The sequence below is a fragment of the Burkholderia sp. Ax-1724 genome (genome assembly GCF_011752995.1).
Classification (GTDB): domain Bacteria; phylum Pseudomonadota; class Gammaproteobacteria; order Burkholderiales; family Burkholderiaceae; genus Paraburkholderia.
Genome location: NZ_VWWL01000025.1, coordinates 1 through 20,407, shown reverse-complemented (window position 1 = coordinate 20,407; position 20,407 = coordinate 1). Strand labels below are relative to the sequence as shown.

General features: G+C 63.3%; 18 protein-coding genes. 10 read left to right on the top strand and 8 right to left on the bottom strand.

The features are described 5' to 3' along the window. Positions 1-167: 167 nt before the first annotated feature. The 5 genes from lptB to kdsD are packed head-to-tail and all read right to left on the bottom strand — an operon-like array spanning position 168 to position 3,802. Positions 168-944, bottom strand: a complete 777-nt coding sequence (lptB, locus tag F3J19_RS26225; RefSeq protein WP_167048456.1) for an LPS export ABC transporter ATP-binding protein — start codon at positions 942-944, stop codon at positions 168-170. 17 nt (positions 945-961) lie between these two features. After that, on the bottom strand, positions 962-1,633 hold the full coding sequence (gene lptA, locus F3J19_RS26220) for a lipopolysaccharide transport periplasmic protein LptA (protein ID WP_167048282.1): 672 nt from the start codon (positions 1,631-1,633) through the stop codon (positions 962-964). A gap of 29 nt (positions 1,634-1,662) precedes the next feature. Further along, positions 1,663-2,262 carry an LPS export ABC transporter periplasmic protein LptC gene (gene lptC, locus F3J19_RS26215; protein ID WP_167048280.1) on the bottom strand — a complete coding sequence of 200 codons (600 nt, stop codon included), beginning with the start codon at positions 2,260-2,262 and terminating at the stop codon, positions 1,663-1,665. Then, positions 2,259-2,819 (bottom strand): HAD family hydrolase, encoded by a 561-nt coding sequence (locus F3J19_RS26210; RefSeq protein WP_167048278.1) that lies wholly within the window; start codon positions 2,817-2,819, stop codon positions 2,259-2,261. Before F3J19_RS26210 ends, lptC begins: the two co-directional genes overlap by 4 nt. After that, on the bottom strand, positions 2,819-3,802 hold the full coding sequence (gene kdsD / locus F3J19_RS26205) for an arabinose 5-phosphate isomerase KdsD (protein WP_167048276.1): 984 nt from the start codon (positions 3,800-3,802) through the stop codon (positions 2,819-2,821). Before kdsD ends, F3J19_RS26210 begins: the two co-directional genes overlap by 1 nt. Positions 3,803-3,996: 194 nt before the next feature. Between kdsD and F3J19_RS26200 the strand changes: the two genes are divergently transcribed. The 5 genes from F3J19_RS26200 to purU all read left to right on the top strand — a co-directional run bounded on the left by F3J19_RS26200 (position 3,997) and on the right by purU (position 9,264). After that, entirely contained in the window at positions 3,997-6,003 is a 2,007-nt protein-coding gene (locus tag F3J19_RS26200; protein WP_167048274.1) for a cation:proton antiporter, read from the top strand. An 80-nt stretch (positions 6,004-6,083) separates the two neighbouring features. Continuing rightward, positions 6,084-6,650, top strand: a complete 567-nt coding sequence (locus F3J19_RS26195) for an adenine phosphoribosyltransferase (RefSeq protein ID WP_167048272.1) — start codon at positions 6,084-6,086, stop codon at positions 6,648-6,650. 100 nt (positions 6,651-6,750) lie between these two features. Further along, complete coding sequence (locus F3J19_RS26190; RefSeq protein WP_167048454.1) at positions 6,751-7,365, top strand: LysE family translocator; 615 nt, start codon at positions 6,751-6,753, stop codon at positions 7,363-7,365. Between the two features lie 71 nt (positions 7,366-7,436). Next, the gene (locus F3J19_RS26185) at positions 7,437-8,285 is read left to right on the top strand and encodes a DUF4743 domain-containing protein (protein WP_167048270.1); all 849 of its coding nucleotides are present in this window, start codon (positions 7,437-7,439) and stop codon (positions 8,283-8,285) included. A 109-nt stretch (positions 8,286-8,394) separates the two neighbouring features. After that, complete coding sequence (gene purU / locus F3J19_RS26180) at positions 8,395-9,264, top strand: formyltetrahydrofolate deformylase (RefSeq protein WP_167048268.1); 870 nt, start codon at positions 8,395-8,397, stop codon at positions 9,262-9,264. Between the two features lie 77 nt (positions 9,265-9,341). On the opposite strand, the gene F3J19_RS26175 is transcribed toward purU, so the two are convergent. From F3J19_RS26175 to uvrA, 3 genes are all read right to left on the bottom strand, one after another. After that, a complete protein-coding gene (locus tag F3J19_RS26175) occupies positions 9,342-10,598 on the bottom strand; it encodes a PepSY-associated TM helix domain-containing protein (protein WP_167048266.1) in 1,257 nt (418 codons plus the stop codon). Positions 10,599-10,971: 373 nt separating this feature from the next. Continuing rightward, a complete protein-coding gene (locus F3J19_RS26170; RefSeq protein WP_167048264.1) occupies positions 10,972-12,057 on the bottom strand; it encodes an AI-2E family transporter in 1,086 nt (361 codons plus the stop codon). A 34-nt stretch (positions 12,058-12,091) separates the two neighbouring features. Next, entirely contained in the window at positions 12,092-14,965 is a 2,874-nt protein-coding gene (uvrA, locus tag F3J19_RS26165) for an excinuclease ABC subunit UvrA (RefSeq protein WP_167048262.1), read from the bottom strand. Between the two features lie 196 nt (positions 14,966-15,161). Here uvrA and F3J19_RS26160 point away from each other — a divergent pair, with 196 nt between their 5' ends. From F3J19_RS26160 to F3J19_RS26140, 5 genes are all read left to right on the top strand, one after another. Beyond that, positions 15,162-16,349 carry an MFS transporter gene (locus F3J19_RS26160; protein ID WP_167048260.1) on the top strand — a complete coding sequence of 396 codons (1,188 nt, stop codon included), beginning with the start codon at positions 15,162-15,164 and terminating at the stop codon, positions 16,347-16,349. A 158-nt stretch (positions 16,350-16,507) separates the two neighbouring features. Next, positions 16,508-17,038: a single-stranded DNA-binding protein gene (locus F3J19_RS26155; RefSeq protein WP_167048258.1), complete on the top strand. Its 531-nt coding sequence runs from the start codon at positions 16,508-16,510 to the stop codon at positions 17,036-17,038. A gap of 128 nt (positions 17,039-17,166) precedes the next feature. Further along, positions 17,167-18,438 (top strand): site-specific integrase, encoded by a 1,272-nt coding sequence (locus tag F3J19_RS26150; RefSeq protein ID WP_167048256.1) that lies wholly within the window; start codon positions 17,167-17,169, stop codon positions 18,436-18,438. Further along, positions 18,425-19,978, top strand: coding sequence for a site-specific integrase (locus tag F3J19_RS26145; RefSeq protein ID WP_205193248.1), 1,554 nt, complete (start codon positions 18,425-18,427; stop codon positions 19,976-19,978). Before F3J19_RS26150 ends, F3J19_RS26145 begins: the two co-directional genes overlap by 14 nt. Next, entirely contained in the window at positions 19,971-20,321 is a 351-nt protein-coding gene (locus F3J19_RS26140) for a hypothetical protein (protein WP_167048254.1), read from the top strand. The genes F3J19_RS26145 and F3J19_RS26140 overlap by 8 nt, the downstream gene beginning before the upstream one ends. Positions 20,322-20,407 lie beyond the last annotated feature (86 nt).

Genomic DNA, 20,407 nt, shown 5'->3' with positions numbered 1-20,407 from the left:
ACCTTGCGACACCCGCAATTACGCATGCGCGAGTTTTCCGGCGAGGCGAGGCGCCAGCCGATGCCGTGCGGAAATGGACGTGCGGGGAGACGAGAGGCGGCGAATGTGCGGATGCCGCAAAAAGGACCGGCCGTGCGTATTCGCGCGGCCGGCGACCCTTGATGTGCTTACATGCGGAAGTGTTCGCCGAGATAGACGCGCCGTACGCTTTCGTTCTCGATGATCTCGCTGGGCGCGCCGGCCGCGAGCACGCTGCCGTCGCTGATGATGTACGCGTGATCGCAGATGCCGAGCGTCTCGCGCACGTTGTGGTCGGTAATCAGGACGCCGATATTGCGCTGCTTCAGGAACTTGACGATCTTCTGGATTTCCAGCACCGCGATCGGATCGACGCCCGCGAACGGTTCGTCGAGCAGAATGAAGCTCGGGTTGGTGGCGAGCGCGCGGGCGATTTCCACGCGGCGGCGCTCGCCGCCCGACAGCGACAGCGCCGGATTGTCACGCAGATGCGCGATCTGCAGCTCGTCGAGCAGCGCTTCGGTGCGCGACCTGATGGCGTCCTTGCTGAGCCGCTTGCCGTTTTCTTCGTGCTGCAATTCGAGCACCGCGCGAATGTTTTCCTCGACGCTGAGCTTGCGGAACACCGAGGCTTCCTGCGGCAGATACGACAGGCCGAGCGAGGCGCGCTTGTGGATCGGCAGCAGGCTGATCGATTTGCCGTCCAGATCGATTTCGCCGGCGTCGAGCGGCACGAGACCCACGATCATGTAGAACGACGTGGTCTTGCCGGCGCCGTTCGGGCCGAGCAGGCCGACCACCTCGCCGCTTTTCACGTCGAGCGAGACGTCCTTGACGACCGTGCGCGAGCCATAGCGCTTCTTCAGATTGCGCACGACCAGCGAACTGCTGGTGCCGGCCGGCTTGCGATTGGGCAGGGGCGCGATGTTGCCGCTGATGGTGCTCACTGGTTCGGCGCTCCCTGGATCGAGGTGGACGGCGCGAGCGTGGCCGAGGCGCCGGTCAGCGGCGCGGCGCCGCCGTTGCGCGGCGCGAGCATCGCGCGCACGCGGCCAGTCGGGTTGCCCGGGCTCGCGACGTCCTTGCCGGCCTTCGCGGTGTAGAAGTCGTTCTGGCCGTCATAGGTGATGACGCTGCCATGCACCTGGTCGAGCAGCGTCGTCATGCTTTGCAGGCGGCGCACCGTCGCGTTGGTGGTGAGCGTGGTCAGATCCTGCTTGCCGTCGTAGTCGATCCGCACGGCCGTGCCTTCGATGTATTCGTCGAGCCCTTCGCGCTTCTGGCGGAAGTACGACAGATTGCTGCCGCTCGAGGTGCCGGTGGCGTACTGGTAGCCCTGCGGGTCTTGCGACACTTCGACACGATCGGCCTTGATGAGGATCGTCCCCTTGGTGGCGACCACGTGGCCCGTGAAGATGCTGACCTGCCGCAGGTCGTCGTAAGTCATGTTGTCCGCTTCGATGTTCAGCGGCTTGTCCTTGTCGGCGCGGTCCGCGTGCGCGAGCGGCGCGAAGCCGGCGAGCGGCAGCGCGACGGCGAGCGCGGCGAGCCCGGCGCGGCACGCCGACAGCGCGCGCGCGAGGCCGGTATCAAAACGGGGGAACGATTCGTTCATGCAGTCATGCCTGGAATGAATGGCCCGGGTTAGTGGGACGAGCCGCCGCCGGCGTCGGTTGCGGCGATTGCGCCTCTTACATTGCCGAACAGCTGCATAACCCGGGTGACATTGTTGTATTTCATGCCGCTGGCAGTCATTACCGACATGCCGCGCTGAAGTTTAACTGGCTTTTCGGTCTCGATCACATCGTCGTTGACGAGCACCCTGAAATGCTCGGAATCGGCCTGCATCTGCGGATCGCCGTTGCCGGGCGCGCGCAGGATGCGGGCATTCTGGTACAGATTGACGATCGAGGCGTCCGCGTTGACCGTGCCGGTGTCGCCGGTCGCGGTGACGATCGGCTTGCCGGGCTGGAACGCGCGCATGGCCGGCTTGACGAGGTCGCTCATTTCGTCGTCCTCGTAATGGATCAGCGATTGCGCGGTCAGCCGGTATTGCGTCGCGCCCGACTGGTCGAGTTCGGAAACCGAGAAGTTGTCCGCGAAATAGTCGGGCGTGTGTTCCTTGGGGCGTACCTCGTTGTCGCTCTTGCGCGGCAGGGTGGCTTGCAGCAGCCACCAGGTGATGCCGGCGAGCGCCGCCATCGCGACGAGCGGAATCAGCGAAGTCAGGCGAAACTGGTTCATCCGACGAGGCCCCGCTGCTCGCCGCTGCAGGCCGCCGCAAGCAGTGCTTCGTATTTGTGCTGCGCGCGCAGCAGCGTGTCGCACACTTCGCGCGCCGCGCCGTGGCCGCCGCGCGCCTCGCTGACCCAGTGCGCCCGCGCGATCACCTCGGGATGCGAATTGGCCGGCGCGGCCGCGAAGCCGACGCGCAGCATTACCGCGAGATCGACCCAGTCGTCGCCCATGTAGCCGCAGTCTTCGGCGGCGAGGCCGGTTTGCTGCAGCAGGTCGGCGAAGGCCGCCGGCTTGTCCTGCACGCCCTGATAGACGTGCGTGATGTTCATTTCCTTCACCCGCGCCGCCACGATGCCGGACTTGCGCCCGGTGATGATGGCGGTTTCGATGCCGGCCTCGCGCAGCAGCTTCATGCCGTGGCCGTCCATCGAGTTGAAGCCCTTCATCGTGTCGCCTTCCGCCGTGAACAGCAGGCCGCCGTCGGTCAGCACGCCGTCGACGTCGAAAATCATCAGCTTCACGCGGCTGGCGCGTTCAGTCGCGGTAAGGGGAGCCACGGCCATCAGATCACCTTCTTGGAGAACAGGTCGTGCATGTTGAGCGCGCCGATCAGCTTGCCCGCTTCGTCGACGACCAGCATCTGATTGATGCGATAACGCTCCATCAGTTCCACGGCTTCGACCGCGAGGTGATCGGGGCCGATCGTGCGCGGGCTGGCCGTCATGACCGAGGCGATCGGCAACTGGCGGAAATCGCCGTCGCGTTCGAGCACGCGGCGCAGGTCGCCGTCGGTGAAGATGCCGGTCACGCGGCCGTTATGGTCGACCACCGAGGTCATGCCCATGCGCTTCGCGGTCAGCTGGAAGAGCGCGTCGCTGACGGTCGACTCGGGCGTGACCCGCGGCAACTGCTCGCCGGTGCGCATCACGTCGCGTACATAAGTGAGCAGGCGCCGGCCGAGCGCGCCGCCCGGATGCGAGCGCGCGAAATCGTCGCGGCCGAAGCCGCGCGCGTCGAGCACCGCGACCGCGAGCGCGTCGCCGAGCGCGAGCGCGGCGGTGGTGCTGGCGGTGGGCGCGAGATTCATCGGACAGGCTTCTTTGGCGACGGCGGAATTCAGGTGCACGTCGGCCAGTTGCGCGAGGCTCGACGCCGGGCGGCCCGTCATCGCGATCAGCTTCGCGCCGATCCGCTTGATGAGCGGCAGGATCGCCACGAGTTCTTCGGTTTCGCCGGAATTGGATAGCGCGAGGAAGACGTCGTCGGCGGTGACCATGCCGAGGTCGCCATGGCTGGCTTCCGCGGGATGCACGAAGAACGCCGGCGTGCCGGTGCTCGCCAGCGTGGCCGCGAGCTTGCGGGCCACGTGGCCGGACTTGCCGATGCCGGAAACGACCACGCGTCCGCCGCAACCCAGGATGAGATCGACCGCGCCGACGAAGCTGCCGTCGAGCTGATCGCGAAGCGCGCGTACGGCGTCCGCTTCGATGTCGAGCACGTCGCGAGCCAGCGCGAGTGCCCTGTCGCCATTGATTTTCGCTATCATTCGCGGAGTATAGCAAAGGCGCCTGTTCGCCGCGCCGGGCCTGCTGTGCCAAGCCGCCGGCTGCACGAGCTTTTCGCCAGCCCCTTTAGCAGCCCTTTAGCGTTTTTTTCCGGCCCCCCGACCCTGCCGCGCGGTGTCCTGCGCGCGCGGGTTCCGTTGACGAACGAGGACGCCTCACCCATGCGTTTTTGCCGATGATTTCCCCGCTCGAAATGACGTTGTTCCTGCTGCTGGCATCGGTGGCGGGCGTGGTGATCTTTCGCTTCCTGAATCTGCCGCCGATGCTCGGCTACCTGACGGTCGGCATCGTCGTCGGGCCGCATGCGTTCGGGCTGATTCCCGATTCGGCGGGCGCGCAGAACCTCGCCGAATTCGGCGTCGTGTTCCTGATGTTCTCGATCGGACTCGAATTTTCGCTCTCCAAGCTGCGCTCGATGCGCCGGCTCGTGTTCGGCCTCGGCTTGCTGCAGGTGATCGGCACGGTCGCGGTGGCGGTGTCGCTCGGCTTCGTGCTCGAGCGCTGGGTGCATATCACGTGGCAGGCGAGCGTGGCGCTGGGCGGCGCGCTCGCGATGTCGTCGACGGCGATCGTCAGCAAGATGCTCGCCGAGCGGCTCGAAATCGAAACCGAGCACGGCCGCAATATCTTCGGCGTGCTGCTGTTTCAGGATCTGGCGGTGGTGCCGCTGCTCATCATCATTTCCGCGCTCGGCGGGCGCTCGGAGAATCTGGTCAGCGCGCTCGGCATCGCGGCGATCAAGATCGTCGTGGCCTTGGCGCTGCTGCTGATCGTCGGCCAGAGCTTCATGACGCGCTGGTTCAACGTGGTTGCGCGGCGCCGCTCGCAGGAACTGTTCATCCTCAACCTGCTGCTCGTCACGCTCGGCGCCGCGTTCATCACCGACAAGTTCGGCCTGTCGCTCGCGCTCGGCGCGTTCATCGCCGGCATGCTGATCGCCGAGACGCCGTACCGGCATCAGGTGGAAGAAGACATCAAGCCGTTTCGCGACGTGCTGCTCGGGCTCTTCTTCGTGACGACCGGCATGCTGCTCAATCCGCGCGTGATCTGGGAGCATCCGCTCATCGTGCTGGGCTTTTTCGTCGGGCCGATTTTGCTGAAGGCCGTGATGATCACCGGCCTCGCGCGGCTCTTCGGCGCGACGCCGGGCGTGGCGATGCGCACCGGCATCGGCCTCGCGCAGGCCGGCGAGTTCGGCTTCGTGCTGCTGAACCTGATTCTCGACCGCCATCTCGTCGACGCGACGCTGTTGCAGGCGATTCTCGCGGCGATGCTGCTGTCGATGCTCGCCGCGCCGTTCATGATCCAGAACGCCGACCGCATCGTGCTGCGGCTGTCGTCGACCGAATGGATGATGCAGTCGCTGCAGATGACGCGCATCGCGACGCAAAGCCTCAAGCAGAGCGGCCACGTGATCATTTGCGGCTACGGCCGCGCCGGGCAGAACCTCGCGCGCATGCTCGAACACGAAGGGCTCTCGTACGTCGCGCTCGACCTCGACCCGGACCGTGTCGCGGCGGCCGCGGCGGCCGGCGAATCGGTCGTGTTCGGCGATGCGGGGCGGCGCGAATCGCTGCTGGCGGCGGGCCTGCACCGCGCGGCTGCGATCGCGATCACCTATGCGAATACGCCCTCGGCATTGCGCGTGCTGCACAACATCCACGAGATGGAGCCGACGCTGCCGGTCATCGTGCGCACCGTCGACGATTCCGATCTGGAAAAGCTGCTGGCCGCCGGCGCGACCGAAGTGATTCCGGAGATCGTCGAGGGCAGCCTGATGCTCGCCTCGCACACGCTCGTCGTGATGGGCGTGCCGATGCGGCGCGTGGTGCGGCGCGTCGAGGAGATGCGCGACGAGCGCTATTCGCTCTTGCGCGGCTACTTCCACGGCGCCGACGACATCGAGGACGACGACGGCCACGAACAGGTGCGGCTACAATCGGTTCCGGTCGACGCCAGCGCCGACGCGGTGGGCCGCACGCTCGCGGAGCTGGGCCTGTTCGAACTCGGCGTCGAAGTGACCGCGATCCGCCGGCATGGCATCCGCGGTGTCGAACCGGACCCGTCGACGAAACTGCGCGCGAGCGACATCGTGGTGCTGCGCGGTCTGCCCGAACAACTGGCGCAAGCCGAGGAACGGCTCTCGAAGAAGCATCGCCGCGCGGGCGCCGCCGCGGCCTGACGCCGGCCGCCGAAGTGAGTCCTTTACGAATCCTTTAGCCAGCTTTTCACCGGGCCTTTCCAGGTCCATCCGGAGTCATCATGTCCAACGCGCTCGCGAGCGCGCCGCTCGATGCGGCCGACTACATCAGAAGTCACATTCGCACGGTGCCCGACTGGCCGCAGCCCGGCGTGCAGTTTCGCGACATCACGCCGCTGTTGCGCGAGCCGAAGTCGCTGCGCGTGCTGATCGACCTGTTCGTGCAGCGCTATATCGACGCGAAGCTCGACTACATCGCCGGGCTCGATGCGCGCGGCTTCATCATCGGGCCGATCGTCGCGCATGAGCTGAGCCTCGGCTTCATCCCGATCCGCAAGGCGGGCAAGCTGCCGTACAAGAGGATCTCGCAATCGTACGAACTGGAGTACGGCACCGCGACCGTCGAGATTCACGAGGATGCGTGCGAACCCGGCGACCGCGTCGTGATCATCGACGATCTGATCGCGACCGGCGGCACGATGATGGCCGGCAAGCAGTTGCTCGAACGGCTCGGCGCGGTCGTCGTGGAAGGCGCGGCGATCGTCGATCTGCCCGAGCTGGGCGGTTCGACGCTGTTGAGCGAGGGCGGCCTTGCGCTGTATACGGTGACGAGTTTCGACGGACATTGAGCGTGCGGTGCCGCGCGTGCCGCACCCGGCACGCAACCGCCCGGCACTCATCCGGCATTCATCAGATACTCACCCGCCGCCCCACGAGAAGGCCATGACGATGCCCAACTTCCTGCTGTTTCTCGCCACCTCGATCGCGATTACCGTGGCGCCCGGTCCGGACAATCTGCAGGTGCTCGCGCGCGGCATCTCGCAGGGCCGCGCGGCCGGCTTCGTCGCCGCGCTCGGCTTTGCCGCCGGCATCACGTTTCATACGACGCTCGCGGCGCTCGGCGTCGCCGCGCTGCTGCGTTCGTTGCCGCTCGCGTTCGAGGCGATCAAGCTCGCGGGCGCCGCATATCTGGTCTGGATCGGCATCAAGGCGCTGCGCAGCGAGGGGCTCGCGACCGCGCATCAGCGCGCGCCGCAGCCGCTTGGCGCGGTGTTCCGCCAGAGCGTGCTCGGCAATCTGATGAACCCGAAGGTCACGCTGTTCTTCGTCGTGTTCCTGCCGCAGTTCGTGCAGCCGCATGGCGCGCAAAGCGTGACGGTGCAGATGCTCGAACTCGGCGTGCTCTTCATGTTGCAGACGGTCGTGGTGTTTTCGCTGTTCGGCGTCTGCGCGGGCCTCATCGGCGGCTGGCTCAGACGGCGGCCGCGCGTGGGCGTGTGGCTCGATCGCCTGGCCGGCGCGACGTTCATTGCGATCGGGATTCGCGTCGCGTTGCGTGATTGAGACGTGTCGACCGACACGCTTGCATTTGCTTTGCTTAGGTTCGCCGTCGTGCGGACAGTCTGGAGTTTTCGATGACTTTGCCTTGCATCACCGCCGCGCGCCGCTTCGACGCCAGCGCTCACCGGCCGTTCAGAATCGGCGCCGAACAGGTCGGCTGGATTCGCGAACACGACGTGCCGTTGCTCGCGCGCTGGCCCGACGTGTTCGAAATCGCTAGCGATGCCGTGACGCTTGCCGCCGCATTCGACACCGTCGATCTACGCAGCGCGGCGCTCGCTTCGGTGATCGGCGCGCTCGCCGCCGATGGCCGCATTCCCGGCTGGCGCAACGAGACCTACGCGATCCGCAACGCGTTCGACGCGCCGCCGCTCGCCTATATCGAGCGCGCCGCGTCGCGCTTCTTCGGCACGATGACCTACGCGGTGCATCTGAACGGCATCGTAGAATACGCGGATGGCGCGCCGCAATTATGGATCGCGCGCCGCAGCGAGACCAAGGCGACCGACCCCGGCATGCTCGACAATGTCGTCGCGGGCGGGATCGGCTGGGGCTTCGGCATCGGCGAGACGATCGTCAAGGAATGCTGGGAAGAAGCCGGCATCCCGGCGGAGATCGCCTCGCGCGCGGTCGCGGGCCGCACCGCGCATGTGCTGCAATCGCTGCCGGAAGGCACGCAGGCCGAGCAGATTTTCATCTACGACCTTGCGCTGCCTGCCGACTTCGCGCCGCGCAACCAGGACGGCGAAGTGGGCGAACACCGGCTTGCGCGTATCGACGAAGTCGCGCGCTGGGTCGAGGAAAGCGCGCTGACGGTGGATGCGAGCCTCGCCACGCTCGACTGTCTGCTGCGCCGCCGCTGGATCGACGAGGACGCGTGCGCGGGCATCGACGCGCTGTTCGCGCCGCCGAAGCAGGGCTAGGTTAGGCGCCTGGATTCTTAAGCGCCAGGATTCGGCTCGCCCCGCACAGCCCGTACGCACTGAACGCACTGAAACAAACCACGCATTGAAGAAGGGAGTCACCGAGGTCATGTCGACCGATCACAGCTTTATCCTCAAACTGTCGTGCGCCGACCGGCCCGGCATCGTTCACGCCGTGTCGGGCTTTCTGTTCGAGCGTGGCAGCAATATTCTCGACTCCGCGCAGTTCGGCGACAGCGGCACCGGCGAATTCTTCATGCGCGTGCATTTTCAGCAGGTGGGCGGCGATCCGGGGCTCGACGCGTTGCGTGCCTCGTTCGCGACGCTCGCCGAACAGTTCGGCATGCGCTGGGAGTTGCACGATGCGAGCGTGAAGCCGCGCGTCGTGATTATGGTGTCGAAAATCGGCCACTGCCTGAACGATCTGCTGTTCCGCTACCGCACCGGTCAGATCAACATCGACATTCCGGCGATCATCTCGAACCACAAGGAGTTCTACCAGCTCGCCGCGAGCTACGACATTCCGTTCCATCACTTCCCGCTGCTCGGCGGCACGCCGGACGCGAAGGCCGCGCAGGAAGCGCGCGTGCTCGACGTCATCAACGAGCATCGGGCCGACCTCGTGGTGCTCGCGCGCTACATGCAGATTCTGTCGCCGACGCTGTGCGAAGCGCTGGCCGGCCGCGCGATCAACATTCACCACTCGTTCCTGCCGAGCTTCAAGGGTGCGAAGCCGTATTACCAGGCGTTCGATCGCGGCGTGAAGCTGATCGGCGCGACCGCTCACTACGTGACGACCGATCTCGACGAAGGCCCGATCATCGAGCAGGAAGTCGAGCGCGTCGATCACAGCATGACGCCGGAGCAACTGACGGCGATCGGCCGCGACGTCGAATGCGTGACGCTCGCGCGTGCGGTGAAGTGGCACGTCGAGCATCGCGTCGTGCTGAACGGCAGCAAGACGGTGGTGTTCCGCTAACCGTTGCCGAATAGGCATTGCGCCGGTCGAGGCCGGCGCAATGGCGGTTTTCCTGGCGTGATGTCCCTCGCGCTCTCCTATGAGCGCACGGCCGTTCCACTCGCGCCGTTCGTTCCATGGGCTCCGTCCGGGTTGCGCGCGAGAAGATTCGCGTTATGCGCGGAACGGCGGCGCGCGTTCAGCTTCTTCAGCCAGATCAGCAGGCCCGTGATGCTCAGCACGGCTACTGCGATACCGGTCGCACTGATCAGAATCCGTCCGCCCAGGCCCAGAATGCGCCCCGAGTGCAGCGGGAATTGCACCTGCATGAAGATGTCGCCCGCGGTGCCCTTGCCGGGAATCTGCGCGGCGAGCTGTTTGCCGGTGACGGCGTCCCAGTACATCCACGGGTTGCCGAGGCCGATGTCGCCGTGATCGTTGCCGGGCGCATAGAAGCCGACGCCGTACGCATGCAGGCCTCCGGCGTAGTAGAGGCCGCCCGGCGGTACGGTCAGATGCCTGTCCTTGCCGGCCTGTCGCGCGATGTCGACGATGCGCTCGCGGCTCAATACCCGATCGCCCGGCTGCGGCGCGCGCAGGATTTCCGGGTTGTTGATCGGATCGGGCGTCAGCGTCGAGAGGCGCGAGACGATCGGGCGCACCACCTGCGACGACAGGTTCATCGAGATCGACGTCAGCGCGACGATCATCAGCACGCCCCAGATCCATACGCCGCCGGAGCGGTGCAGATCGAACGTGAGCGCGTAGCCGCCGCGCTTCAGGCGGAACGCGAACGACTTGCGCCAGGCCTTGAAGCTTGGAAACGACAGGCATAGCGCGATCGCGCTATCGAACAGCCAGACGATGCCGACGATCCCCATCAGCCACGTGCCGACGTCGAAGCCGCCCATGAACGGCAACTGCAGCGTGTAATGCAGCTTGTAGATGAATGGAATCAGGTTGAGCCGCGCGAGCGACACGGCGCCCCATTCGCGGCGTCCCTGGATTTCGCCGGTGACGGGATCGACGGCGATCTGGTTGAAGTCGAGCGGGTAGGGCTTCCTGGTGGCCGGATCGGTGCGCGGCAGCACCATCATCTGCAATGTCTGGCCGGGCTCGACTTCTAGCGGCAGATAGGTCACCTGAAGACGCGGGTCGGCCGCCTCGACGCGGTTCGCGAGTTCGAGGCTCGACAGCGCCGGGCCGGCCGTACGGGCCTGGTAGAACGATGGGTTTAGCGCCGCATCGAGTTCGTGGTCCCAGGCGATGATCGCCCCGGTCAGACCGGCGACGAACAGAAACAACGCGGTGGCGACGCCGAACCAGCGGTGCAGACGGACGAGCTGGCCTCTCATGCGCGAACCGGCCGGGCGAAGCGGAAACCCGGGGCCGAGCCAGGGCGGAAATTCAGGCGAAATATCACGATGCGAATCGTCTTGTAAATGGGAATTATTCTCATCTTATGGGCTTGTACGATCCGCTGCAAGTTTTCTGTCAGGGAAAACGCTGTCGTGTGTGGCAAGTCGTGTGTCGCAGCGCAAGGCGAAAAAAAAGCGGCACCGTAGTGCCGCTTTGCTTTGCCAGCGTGGGGCTCAGTGTGAGCTTGAGCCGTCCGTTCTCGAATGTCTCACCTGACACGAGCGCCGGCTTCGATCAACCGGTTCGGCCGCGAGGCCCGCCCGCCTTATCCGCTCCTTCCGTCTTTTTTGCCCCTTCCGCCGCTCACGCTCAGACGAGCCGCAGATAAATCAGCTCGCGCTTGATATACGCATAGAAAATCGGCGCCGCGATCACGCCGGCAATGCCGAACGCCGCTTCCATGACGAGCATCGCGATCAGTAGTTCCCAGGCGCGCGCCTCGATCTGTCCGCCGACGATCCGCGCGTTCAGGAAGTATTCGAGCTTGTGAATGAGGATCAGGAACACGAGCGACATGACCGCCGCCGGGAAGCTGACCGACAGCGCGACCGCGACGATGATCGTGTTCGAGATCAGATTGCCGATCACCGGCAGCAGCCCGACGATGAACGTCACCAGCACCAGCGTTTTCGACAGCGGCAACTGATCGTGAAAGAGCGGCAGGATCACGAGCAGGAAGATCGCGGTGAATACCGCGTTGAGCGCGGAAATCTTCACCTGCGCGAACACGATGCGGCGGAAAGCGTCGGCGAAACGCGTCACGCGCGTGACGAACGCGGTGGACAGCGGCAGCCGCTGGATATGCTTCTGCGCGCCGACCGCGATGATCGCGCCGATGATCATGCCGAGCAGCACATGCGTAAACCCGCGCGCCGCGGTCGTGCCGCCTTGCTGCAGCATGTTCGCGTGCGTGTGCATCAGTTCCGCGGCGCGCGTCTTCATCTGCTCGGTGTCGACCGGCAGATAGTTGGCGATGAACTGCGGAATCCGGCCGCGCGCCTGGTCGATCAGCTGCATGGCCTGATCGAGCAGATTCTGCACGCTCGGCACGTCGTTCTCGAAGTGCTCGATGATGCCGAGCGTGAGCCCCGTCAACGCGCCGACGATCACCGCGGAGAGGATCACCACCGCGAGCCAGCGCGCCCGCTTGCCCGACATGTGGCGCTCGATGCGCGGCGCGATCGTATGCACGAGCTGGAACACGAGCAGCCCGGCGAGCAGCGAGCCGAGCAGTTTCAGTTCGATCACCGCCCACATGGCGAACAGCATCACCACGTAGCTGCCGATTTCGACCGCCGACAGCTTCGGCAGGCTCATGTCGCTGGTCAGCCTGACCGGGCGTGGCCGCAGGTCTTGCACCCGTCCTTCGTCGCGCGCCTGATTCCGCTTGGTCATGGCTTGTTCCGTCTCCAACCCGTGAGGTGCTGCGTTACTTTGCGCTGGCGGTGCGCTTCAGAAGCGGCGCCAGATACTTGCCGGTAAAACTTGCCTTCGACTTCGCGACCTGCTCGGGCGTGCCCTGGGCGATGATCTGCCCCCCGCCCGCGCCGCCTTCGGGACCGAGATCGATGACCCAGTCCGCAGTTTTGATTACATCGAGATTATGTTCGATGATCACGACGGTATTACCCTGGTCGCGCAACCGGTGGATTACTTCCAGCAGCAGCGCGATGTCGTGAAAATGCAGGCCGGTGGTCGGTTCGTCAAGGATGTATAGCGTGCGACCGGTGTCGCGCTTGCTCAGTTCCAGCGAGAGTTTCACGCGCTGCGCCTCGCCGCCCGACAGCGTGGTGGCCGACTGGCCGAGGCGGATATAGCCGAGACCCACGTCCAGCAAGGTTTTCAGCTTGCGCGCGACGACCGGCACGGCCTTGAAGAACTCGTACGCGTGTTCGACCGTCATGTCGAGCACTTCGCTGATGTTGCAGCCCTTGTACTGGATGTCGAGCGTCTCGCGGTTGTAGCGCTTGCCGTGGCAGACGTCGCAAGGCACGTAGACGTCGGGCAGGAAGTGCATCTCGACCTTCAGCACGCCGTCGCCCTGGCACGATTCGCAGCGTCCGCCCTTCACGTTGAACGAGAAGCGGCCCGGATCGTAGCCGCGTTCCTTGGCGGCCGGCACGCCCGCGAACAGCTCGCGGATCGGCGTGAACAGGCCCGTGTAGGTGGCCGGATTCGAGCGCGGCGTGCGGCCGATCGGCGACTGGTCGACGTTGATGACCTTGTCGAAATGCTCGAGGCCCTCGATCGACTCGTACGGCGCGGGCTCGGTGGACGAGCCGTACAGGTGATGCGAGACCGCGTGATAGAGCGTGTCGTTGATGAGCGTCGACTTGCCCGAGCCGGACACGCCGGTCACGCAGGTCAGGAGACCCACCGGCAGATCGAGCGTCACGTTGTGCAGATTGTTGCCGTGCGCCTCGACGATGCGCAGGTGCCGCTCGTCGGGCTCCTTGCGCTCGTCGGGGAATTCGATCGTGCGCGCGCCCGACATGTACTGCCCGGTCATCGACGCCGCGTTTCGCTGCACCTCTTCGGGCGTGCCCTCGGCGATCACCATGCCGCCGTGCTCGCCCGCGCCCGGGCCCATGTCGACCACGTAGTCGGCCATGCGGATCATGTCCTCGTCGTGCTCGACGACGATCACCGAGTTGCCGAGATCGCGCAGATGCTTGAGCGTCGAGATGAGCCGGTCGTTGTCGCGCTGATGCAGGCCGATCGACGGCTCGTCGAGCACGTACATGACGCCGGTCAGGCCCGAGCCGATCTGCGAGGCGAGCCGGATGCGCTGCGCCTCGCCGCCCGAGAGCGTTTCCGCGCTGCGTTCGAGCGACAGGTAATCGAGCCCGACGTTATTGAGGAACATCAGCCGCGCGACGATTTCCTTGACCACCTTGTCGGCGATCTCGCGTTTCGAGCCTTCGAGGCGCAGCGTCTGGAAGTAGCCGAGCGCGTCGCGCAGCGGCCAGCCGCTGATCTCGAAGATGCCGCGCGCGTCCTCATCCGTGCCGATGCGCACGAAGCGCGCCTCGCGGCGCAGCCGCGTGCCCGCACAAGCCGGGCAGGGCTGGTTGTTTTGATACTTGGCGAGTTCCTCGCGCACGGCGGCCGAATCGGTTTCGCGGTAGCGCCGCTCCAGATTCGGGATGATCCCCTCGAACACGTGTTCGCGCACGGAAGTGCGGCCGCGCTCGTTGATGTAGGAGAACGGAATCTCCTGCTTGCCCGAACCGTACAGCAGGATCTTGCGGACCTTCTCCGGCAGGTCTTCGAACGCGGTGTCGATGTCGAAGTCGTAGAACGCCGCGAGGCTCTGCAGCATCTGGAAGTAGAACTGGTTGCGCCGGTCCCAGCCCTTCACGGCACCCGCCGCGAGCGACAGCGACGGATGTGCGACCACCCGCTTCGGATCGAAGAAGGTGATCTGGCCGAGGCCGTCGCATTCGGGGCACGCGCCCATCGGGTTGTTGAACGAGAACAGGCGCGGTTCGAGTTCCGGCAGCGAATACGAGCAGACCGGGCAGGCGAACTTCGAGCTGAACAGGTGCTCCTTGTCCGTATCCATTTCGAGCGCGACGGCGCGGCCGTCGGCGAGACGCAGCGCCGTTTCGAACGATTCGGCGAGGCGCTGCTTCATGTCGGGGCGCACGCGCAGACGGTCGATCACGACGTCGATCGTGTGCTTGTCGTTTTTCTTCAGCTTCGGCAGCGAGTCGACTTCGTAGATTTTCGCGGTGCCTTCGTTGGCCGTGCCGCCGCCCGAGCGCACGCGAAAGCGCACGAAGCCTTGCGCCTGCATGTCCTCGAACAGATCGGTGTGCTCGCCCTTGCGATCGCTGACGACGGGCGCGAGGATCATCAGGCGCGTTTCCTCGGGCAGCGCGAGCGCCGCGTCGACCATCTGCGAGACGCTTTGCGCTTCGAGCGGAATTTCGTGGTCGGGGCAGTAGGGCGTGCCGACGCGCGCGAACAGCAGACGCAGATAGTCGTGGATTTCGGTGACGGTGCCGACCGTCGAGCGCGGATTGTGCGAGGTCGCTTTCTGCTCGATCGAAATGGCCGGCGACAGGCCTTCGATCAGATCGACGTCGGGCTTTTCCATCAGTTGCAGGAACTGGCGCGCGTAGGCCGAGAGGCTTTCGACGTAGCGCCGCTGTCCTTCCGCATAGAGCGTGTCGAACGCCAGCGACGATTTGCCGGAGCCCGACAGCCCCGTGATGACGACGAGCTTGTGACGCGGTAGGTCGAGATTGACGTTCTTCAGGTTGTGGGTGCGAGCCCCACGAATACGGATTTGTTCCACGGATTTATTCCATGAACTGCGGAAAGAGGAGGAGGCCAAACCTGCTACTATAACGACTTTTCCAGACCGCCGTTACGGCTTCCTGACAGCGGGAACAGGGCGCGAGGGCAGGCTCGAGGTGCGCTGCAGGGCGACGGTTCGGCTCCGTGGGCTCGCCGCGCGGTGTGCCGTCCGGCTCATTCAAACAACGCTTCCGATGTCCAATCCGTCCGCCATCTCCACACGCATGAGCGCGCCCGAATTGCGCGCGACCATGTCGCTTGCCGCCATCTTCGCGTTGCGCATGCTCGGTCTCTTCATGATCATGCCGGTGTTCTCGGTTTACGCGAAGACCATCCCCGGCGGCGACAACGTGCTGCTCGTCGGCATCGCGCTCGGCGCCTATGGCGTCACGCAGTCGATGCTCTACATCTTCTACGGCTGGATTTCCGACCGGGTGGGCCGCAAGCCCGTCATCGCGACCGGCCTGCTGATCTTCGCGATCGGCAGCTTCGTCGCGGCGGGCGCGCACGACATGACGTGGATCATCGTCGGGCGGGTGATCCAGGGCATGGGCGCGGTGTCCTCGGCGGTGCTCGCGTTCATCGCCGACCTTACTTCCGAGGAGCATCGCACCAAGGCGATGGCGATGGTCGGGGGCAGCATCGGCATGTCGTTCGCGGTGGCGATCGTCGGCGCGCCGATCGTGTTCCACTGGCTTGGCATGAGCGGGCTCTTTACGCTGGTCGGCATTTTCGCGATTCTCGCGATCGGCGTGGTGCTGTGGATCGTGCCCGATGCGCCGAAGCCCGTGCACGTGCGCGCGCCGTTCGCCGAGGTGCTGCACAACGTCGAGCTGCTGCGCCTGAACTTCGGCGTGCTCGCGCTGCACGCGACGCAAACCGCGCTGTTCCTCGTCGTGCCGCGCATTCTCGAAGCGGGCGGCCTGCCGGTTGCTTCACACTGGAAAGTTTATTTGCCCGTAATGGGCCTGTCGTTCGTGATGATGGTGCCGGCGATCATCGCCGCGGAACGGCGCGGCAAGATGAAGATCGTGCTGCTTTCGGCGATCGGTCTTATCCTGATCGGCCAGTTGTTATTGGGCGTCGCACCGCATACGATTCTCAGTGTGGCGGCGATCCTCTTCGTTTACTTTCTGGGCTTCAACATTCTCGAAGCCTCGCAGCCGTCGCTGGTATCGAAACTCGCGCCCGGCACCCGCAAGGGCGCGGCGGTCGGCGTGTACAACACCACGCAGTCGATCGGGCTGGCGCTGGGCGGCGTGGTCGGCGGCTGGCTGCTGAAGGCGAACGGCGCGAGCGCGGTGTTCTTCGCCTGTTCGGGGCTCGTGTTCTGCTGGCTTATAATCGCCGCACAGATGAAACAGCCGCCGCGCAAGGCATAGCAGAGCGTATTCGGGGCATGTCCCCGGGGCACGTCCCACGCATCCAGAACTCACCCGGCGGCGGGCAGAGGCGCGTTTCCGGTCTCGGGCCTGCCGGCCATGAGACGCGAACCGCGTAGTGCCGCGCCGCCTGCAAATGGAATCAACAGGAGAAACTCATGGCATCCGTGAACAAGGTCATTCTCGTCGGCAATCTCGGAGCCGATCCGGAAGTCCGTTATCTTCCGAGCGGCGACGCAGTGGCGAACATCCGCCTTGCAACGACGGACCGCTACAAGGACAAAGCGTCCGGCGAAATGAAGGAAGCGACCGAATGGCACCGCGTGGCGTTCTTCGGCCGCCTCGCGGAAATCGTGTCGGAATATCTGAAGAAGGGCTCGTCGGTCTACCTCGAAGGGCGTATCCGCACGCGCAAGTGGCAGGCGCAGGACGGCACCGATCGCTACTCGACCGAAATCGTCGCTGAACAGATGCAGATGCTGGGCGGCCGCGGCGGCGCGTCGATGGGCGGTGGCGACGAAGGCGGCTACAGCCGTGGCGAGCCGATGGAACGTGGTGGCGGCGGCGGTGGCCGGGCGATGTCCGGTGGCGGTTCGCGTGGCGGCAGCGGCGGCGGTGGTGGCGCGAGCCGTCCGAGCGCGCCGGCTGGCGGCGGGTTCGATGAGATGGATGACGATATTCCCTTCTAGCGAGTACTTTTAGGACGATGTAACTAGAAGGCCCGTATGCCCTGCGCATGCGGGCTTTTTTCTTATTTACATTTTTTCTTGTTCGCCCTATCTTTGTTCGAATGAGGCACTTTTAAAACTGTAAATAAATGACCCGGCGCTACGCTGTCAAGAACATTGTTTTCGAATCGGGCGAGCGATTCCCGTTGTTGGTCAATTTGTGTACGGGAATACCCTTATTTGACCCGACGGTCTTTACTCTCACAGAATTCCGGGCGCGCAACAGGGCGAGTGCGACGATTGAGCAGGTCCTGCGTGCGCTAAAGGTATTTGTTCTGTTCTGTGACGCCCATCAGATCGACCTGGCAAACCGTATCCTGGATGGACGGTTGCTGGGGCTTGGCGAACTCGACTCGCTTGCGAAGCTTTGCCGTCTCCCGATGTCTGAAATCGAGTCTGTAACCGACGCAGACATCACCCAACGCCGCACCACCGTTTCACGCTTATCGTACCGAGCCAAAGCAAAGCACAGTCTTCCCGAGGTCGATGGTGATTCCGCTGGTGTCCGGATGCGCTACATTCGGCAGTACATCAGTTGGTTGGTTGATCGGCGCATCCTTAGTCTGAGCGCACGGGATCCGTCACATTCGGCGCTTCTCCGCACGAAAGAAATTGTGGAATCCGGATTGAATGCCCGGATTCCAATTGGAAAGGGCCGAAACAAGGTTCACTGCCGCAAAGCACTCGATGAAGTCGCCCAAGACCTTCTATGGAAAATCGTCGATGTCGATTCGCCCGAGAACCCATGGGAAGGGCGACATGCCAAGGTGCGCAATGAACTCATTGTGCGATGGTTCATGGGCCTCGGTGTTCGACGCGGCGAGTTGCTCGGTGTGAAAGTCAGCGACATCAATTTTCGGTCAAACGAGGTGTTTATCTCTCGGCGTGCCGACGACCCGAGCGACCCTCGCGCCAATCAACCCAATACTAAGACGAGCGATCGTGTTCTTCCGTTGAGCGGCGAATTGGCTCGCCGGACACGTCTTTACATTTTTGAAGAGCGGCGGCGCTATTTCGCTGCGCGCAAGCACGCATTCCTGTTCGTCGCCAATGGCGGAGCGCCGCTTTCCCTGCGTGGCTTGAACAAGATGTTTAGCGTGTTGAACGCAAAACACCCGAAATTGCTGAATGTCTTCCCGCATTTGCTCCGTCACACGAATAACTACAACTTTTCGAGGCTCGCGGACGAACAGCGCATGGACCCAGAGAGGGAGAAAAAGGCGCGCTCTCACCTGATGGGCTGGTCGGAGACATCCGGTACTGCTGAGAAGTACATGCGACGAGAAATTGAGCGGAAGGCGCGAAACGCATCCCTTGAGCTTCAGAGCAAGATGGTGACGCCAAACGATGAAAGCAACTAAAATTGGGGCAAGCACGCTTCTCCATGCAAGCCACGCGCAAGGGTTGTTGATGGCACGAGGGGGCTGCCTGTTTGACCCCGACCAAGACGTTTGGGTTCTTCGCGAACTTGCGAACGAGGCAACGCTTCGATTTGACAAGTTGGACTATCTCGTAGATCAATTTAAGAACTCCTTTAAATTGACGCTCGCGTGGTATGCGCAAAATCGATCGTTGCTATACACGGAGAATATATTAAGTCATGCTAAACGTCTATTTAGTCATTTAGCCGAATCGACCGGTTCTCCCATTGGCGAAATAGCGAGCGTCGACATCCTCAACTTCAGAGCGCATCTGGGCACGGAGCGGGAGTGGTACCTAGGTTCGTTGGCTGGTTTTCTGAAGAAATGGCACGCGTTGGGTTATCCCGGAATTAGCGAAGATGCAAATGCGTTGTTGCATCAGATGCGACTTAAGGGAAATCTCAAGGGCGTCGCCACTGCGACGATGGACCCAGTAAAAGGCCCACTGTCGGTTATGGAGATGGAAGCGATTCAACTTGCTCTCAACAGCGGATTTGGTCGCGGAGAGGTAGGACTTGCACAGTACACACTTTGTTGGCTGTTTATGGCGCTGGGTATGCGACCGACCCAATACGCCGCACTGAAGGTCTGTGATGTTGTGCAGCTTTATAAGCACGAAGGGGCGATGACTTACTCGATCCGCATGCCTCGTGCAAAAAACCGTCAAGCGAATGCACGTGCCCAATTTAAGGACCGGGTGCTGGTCCCCCAGATTGGCAAAGTTGTTGTCGAATACGCTGCCCAAGTCAAAAGCCGCTTCGTGGGTGTTATTGACGATCCCTCACAGGCTCCAATGTTCCCGCGTGAAACTGTTGAGCCGGGATTCCACGCAGACTACTATCACAGCTCCGCGCGTGAAATTTCGGATACGTTCGAGCGCACCCTCAATAGGCTGAAGGTCGTGTCCGAGCGCACGGGCAAGCGTATTAAGATTAACGCCCACCGATTTCGGACGGCAATTGGTACGCGCGCCGGAGAGGAGGGACATGGCGCGCTGGTGATAGCCGAACTTCTGGATCATACCGATACGCAACATGTCGGCGTGTATGTTGGCGCAACGCCAGCCATTATCGACCGAATCGATAGGGCTATTGCCTTCAAGATGGCGCCGATCGCTCAGGCTTTCGCTGGCAAATTAATTCGAGGTAGTTCTGAGGCGTCGAGAGGCACTGACCCGTTGAGCAGAATCCGTGCACCCGCTATTACCGGAAACTTCGAGTCGATGTCGAGCTGCGGCGCACATGGTTTCTGCGGGCTTCTCAAGCCGATTGCCTGCTACACATGCAACAGCTTCGAGCCTTGGCTAGACGGTCCTCATGAGCAGGTGCTCGACTTTCTCATTGCTGATCGGGAGATGTCAATGAATACGACGGGCGATTCACGCATTGCTTCCATCAACGACCGCACCATTCTTGCGGTTGCGCAAGTAATTCAGATGTGCAATGCGGCCCGATCGGACGGGGCAGCGACGCATGGCTGATATCGTAGCCTTTGTCCCTCGCGATGACTTTGACGCGCAAGCCAACGTGGCGCGGTTTATTGAACTGTGCAAATCTAAACTCACGGTTTTCGGGACAACACTGGTATTTTCGGAAGACATTTGGAATGTGTCCCGGACGGTAAAGCTTAAGGGCAAATATTCGCAAGTTCGCTTGGTATTCAGCAATCATCTAACCTGCGGAAAATCCTCGCCCGTCATGATGGCCGAGCCCTTCAAGTCTTTCGCGAAGTCCTACGTTCGATACCAATATGGCATGAAGCCGTCTGCTGGGTTTGGCCTCCGTGTTGATTTGCACGGAATCCTGACCCACGATTTGCATTGAATTCTGACCCACCCGTTGGACCAGCTTTTCGTGTTATTCAGTGGGTATTTGGGTCTTCTTTCTCTCCTTCTTTGGCTGTGTCGTGC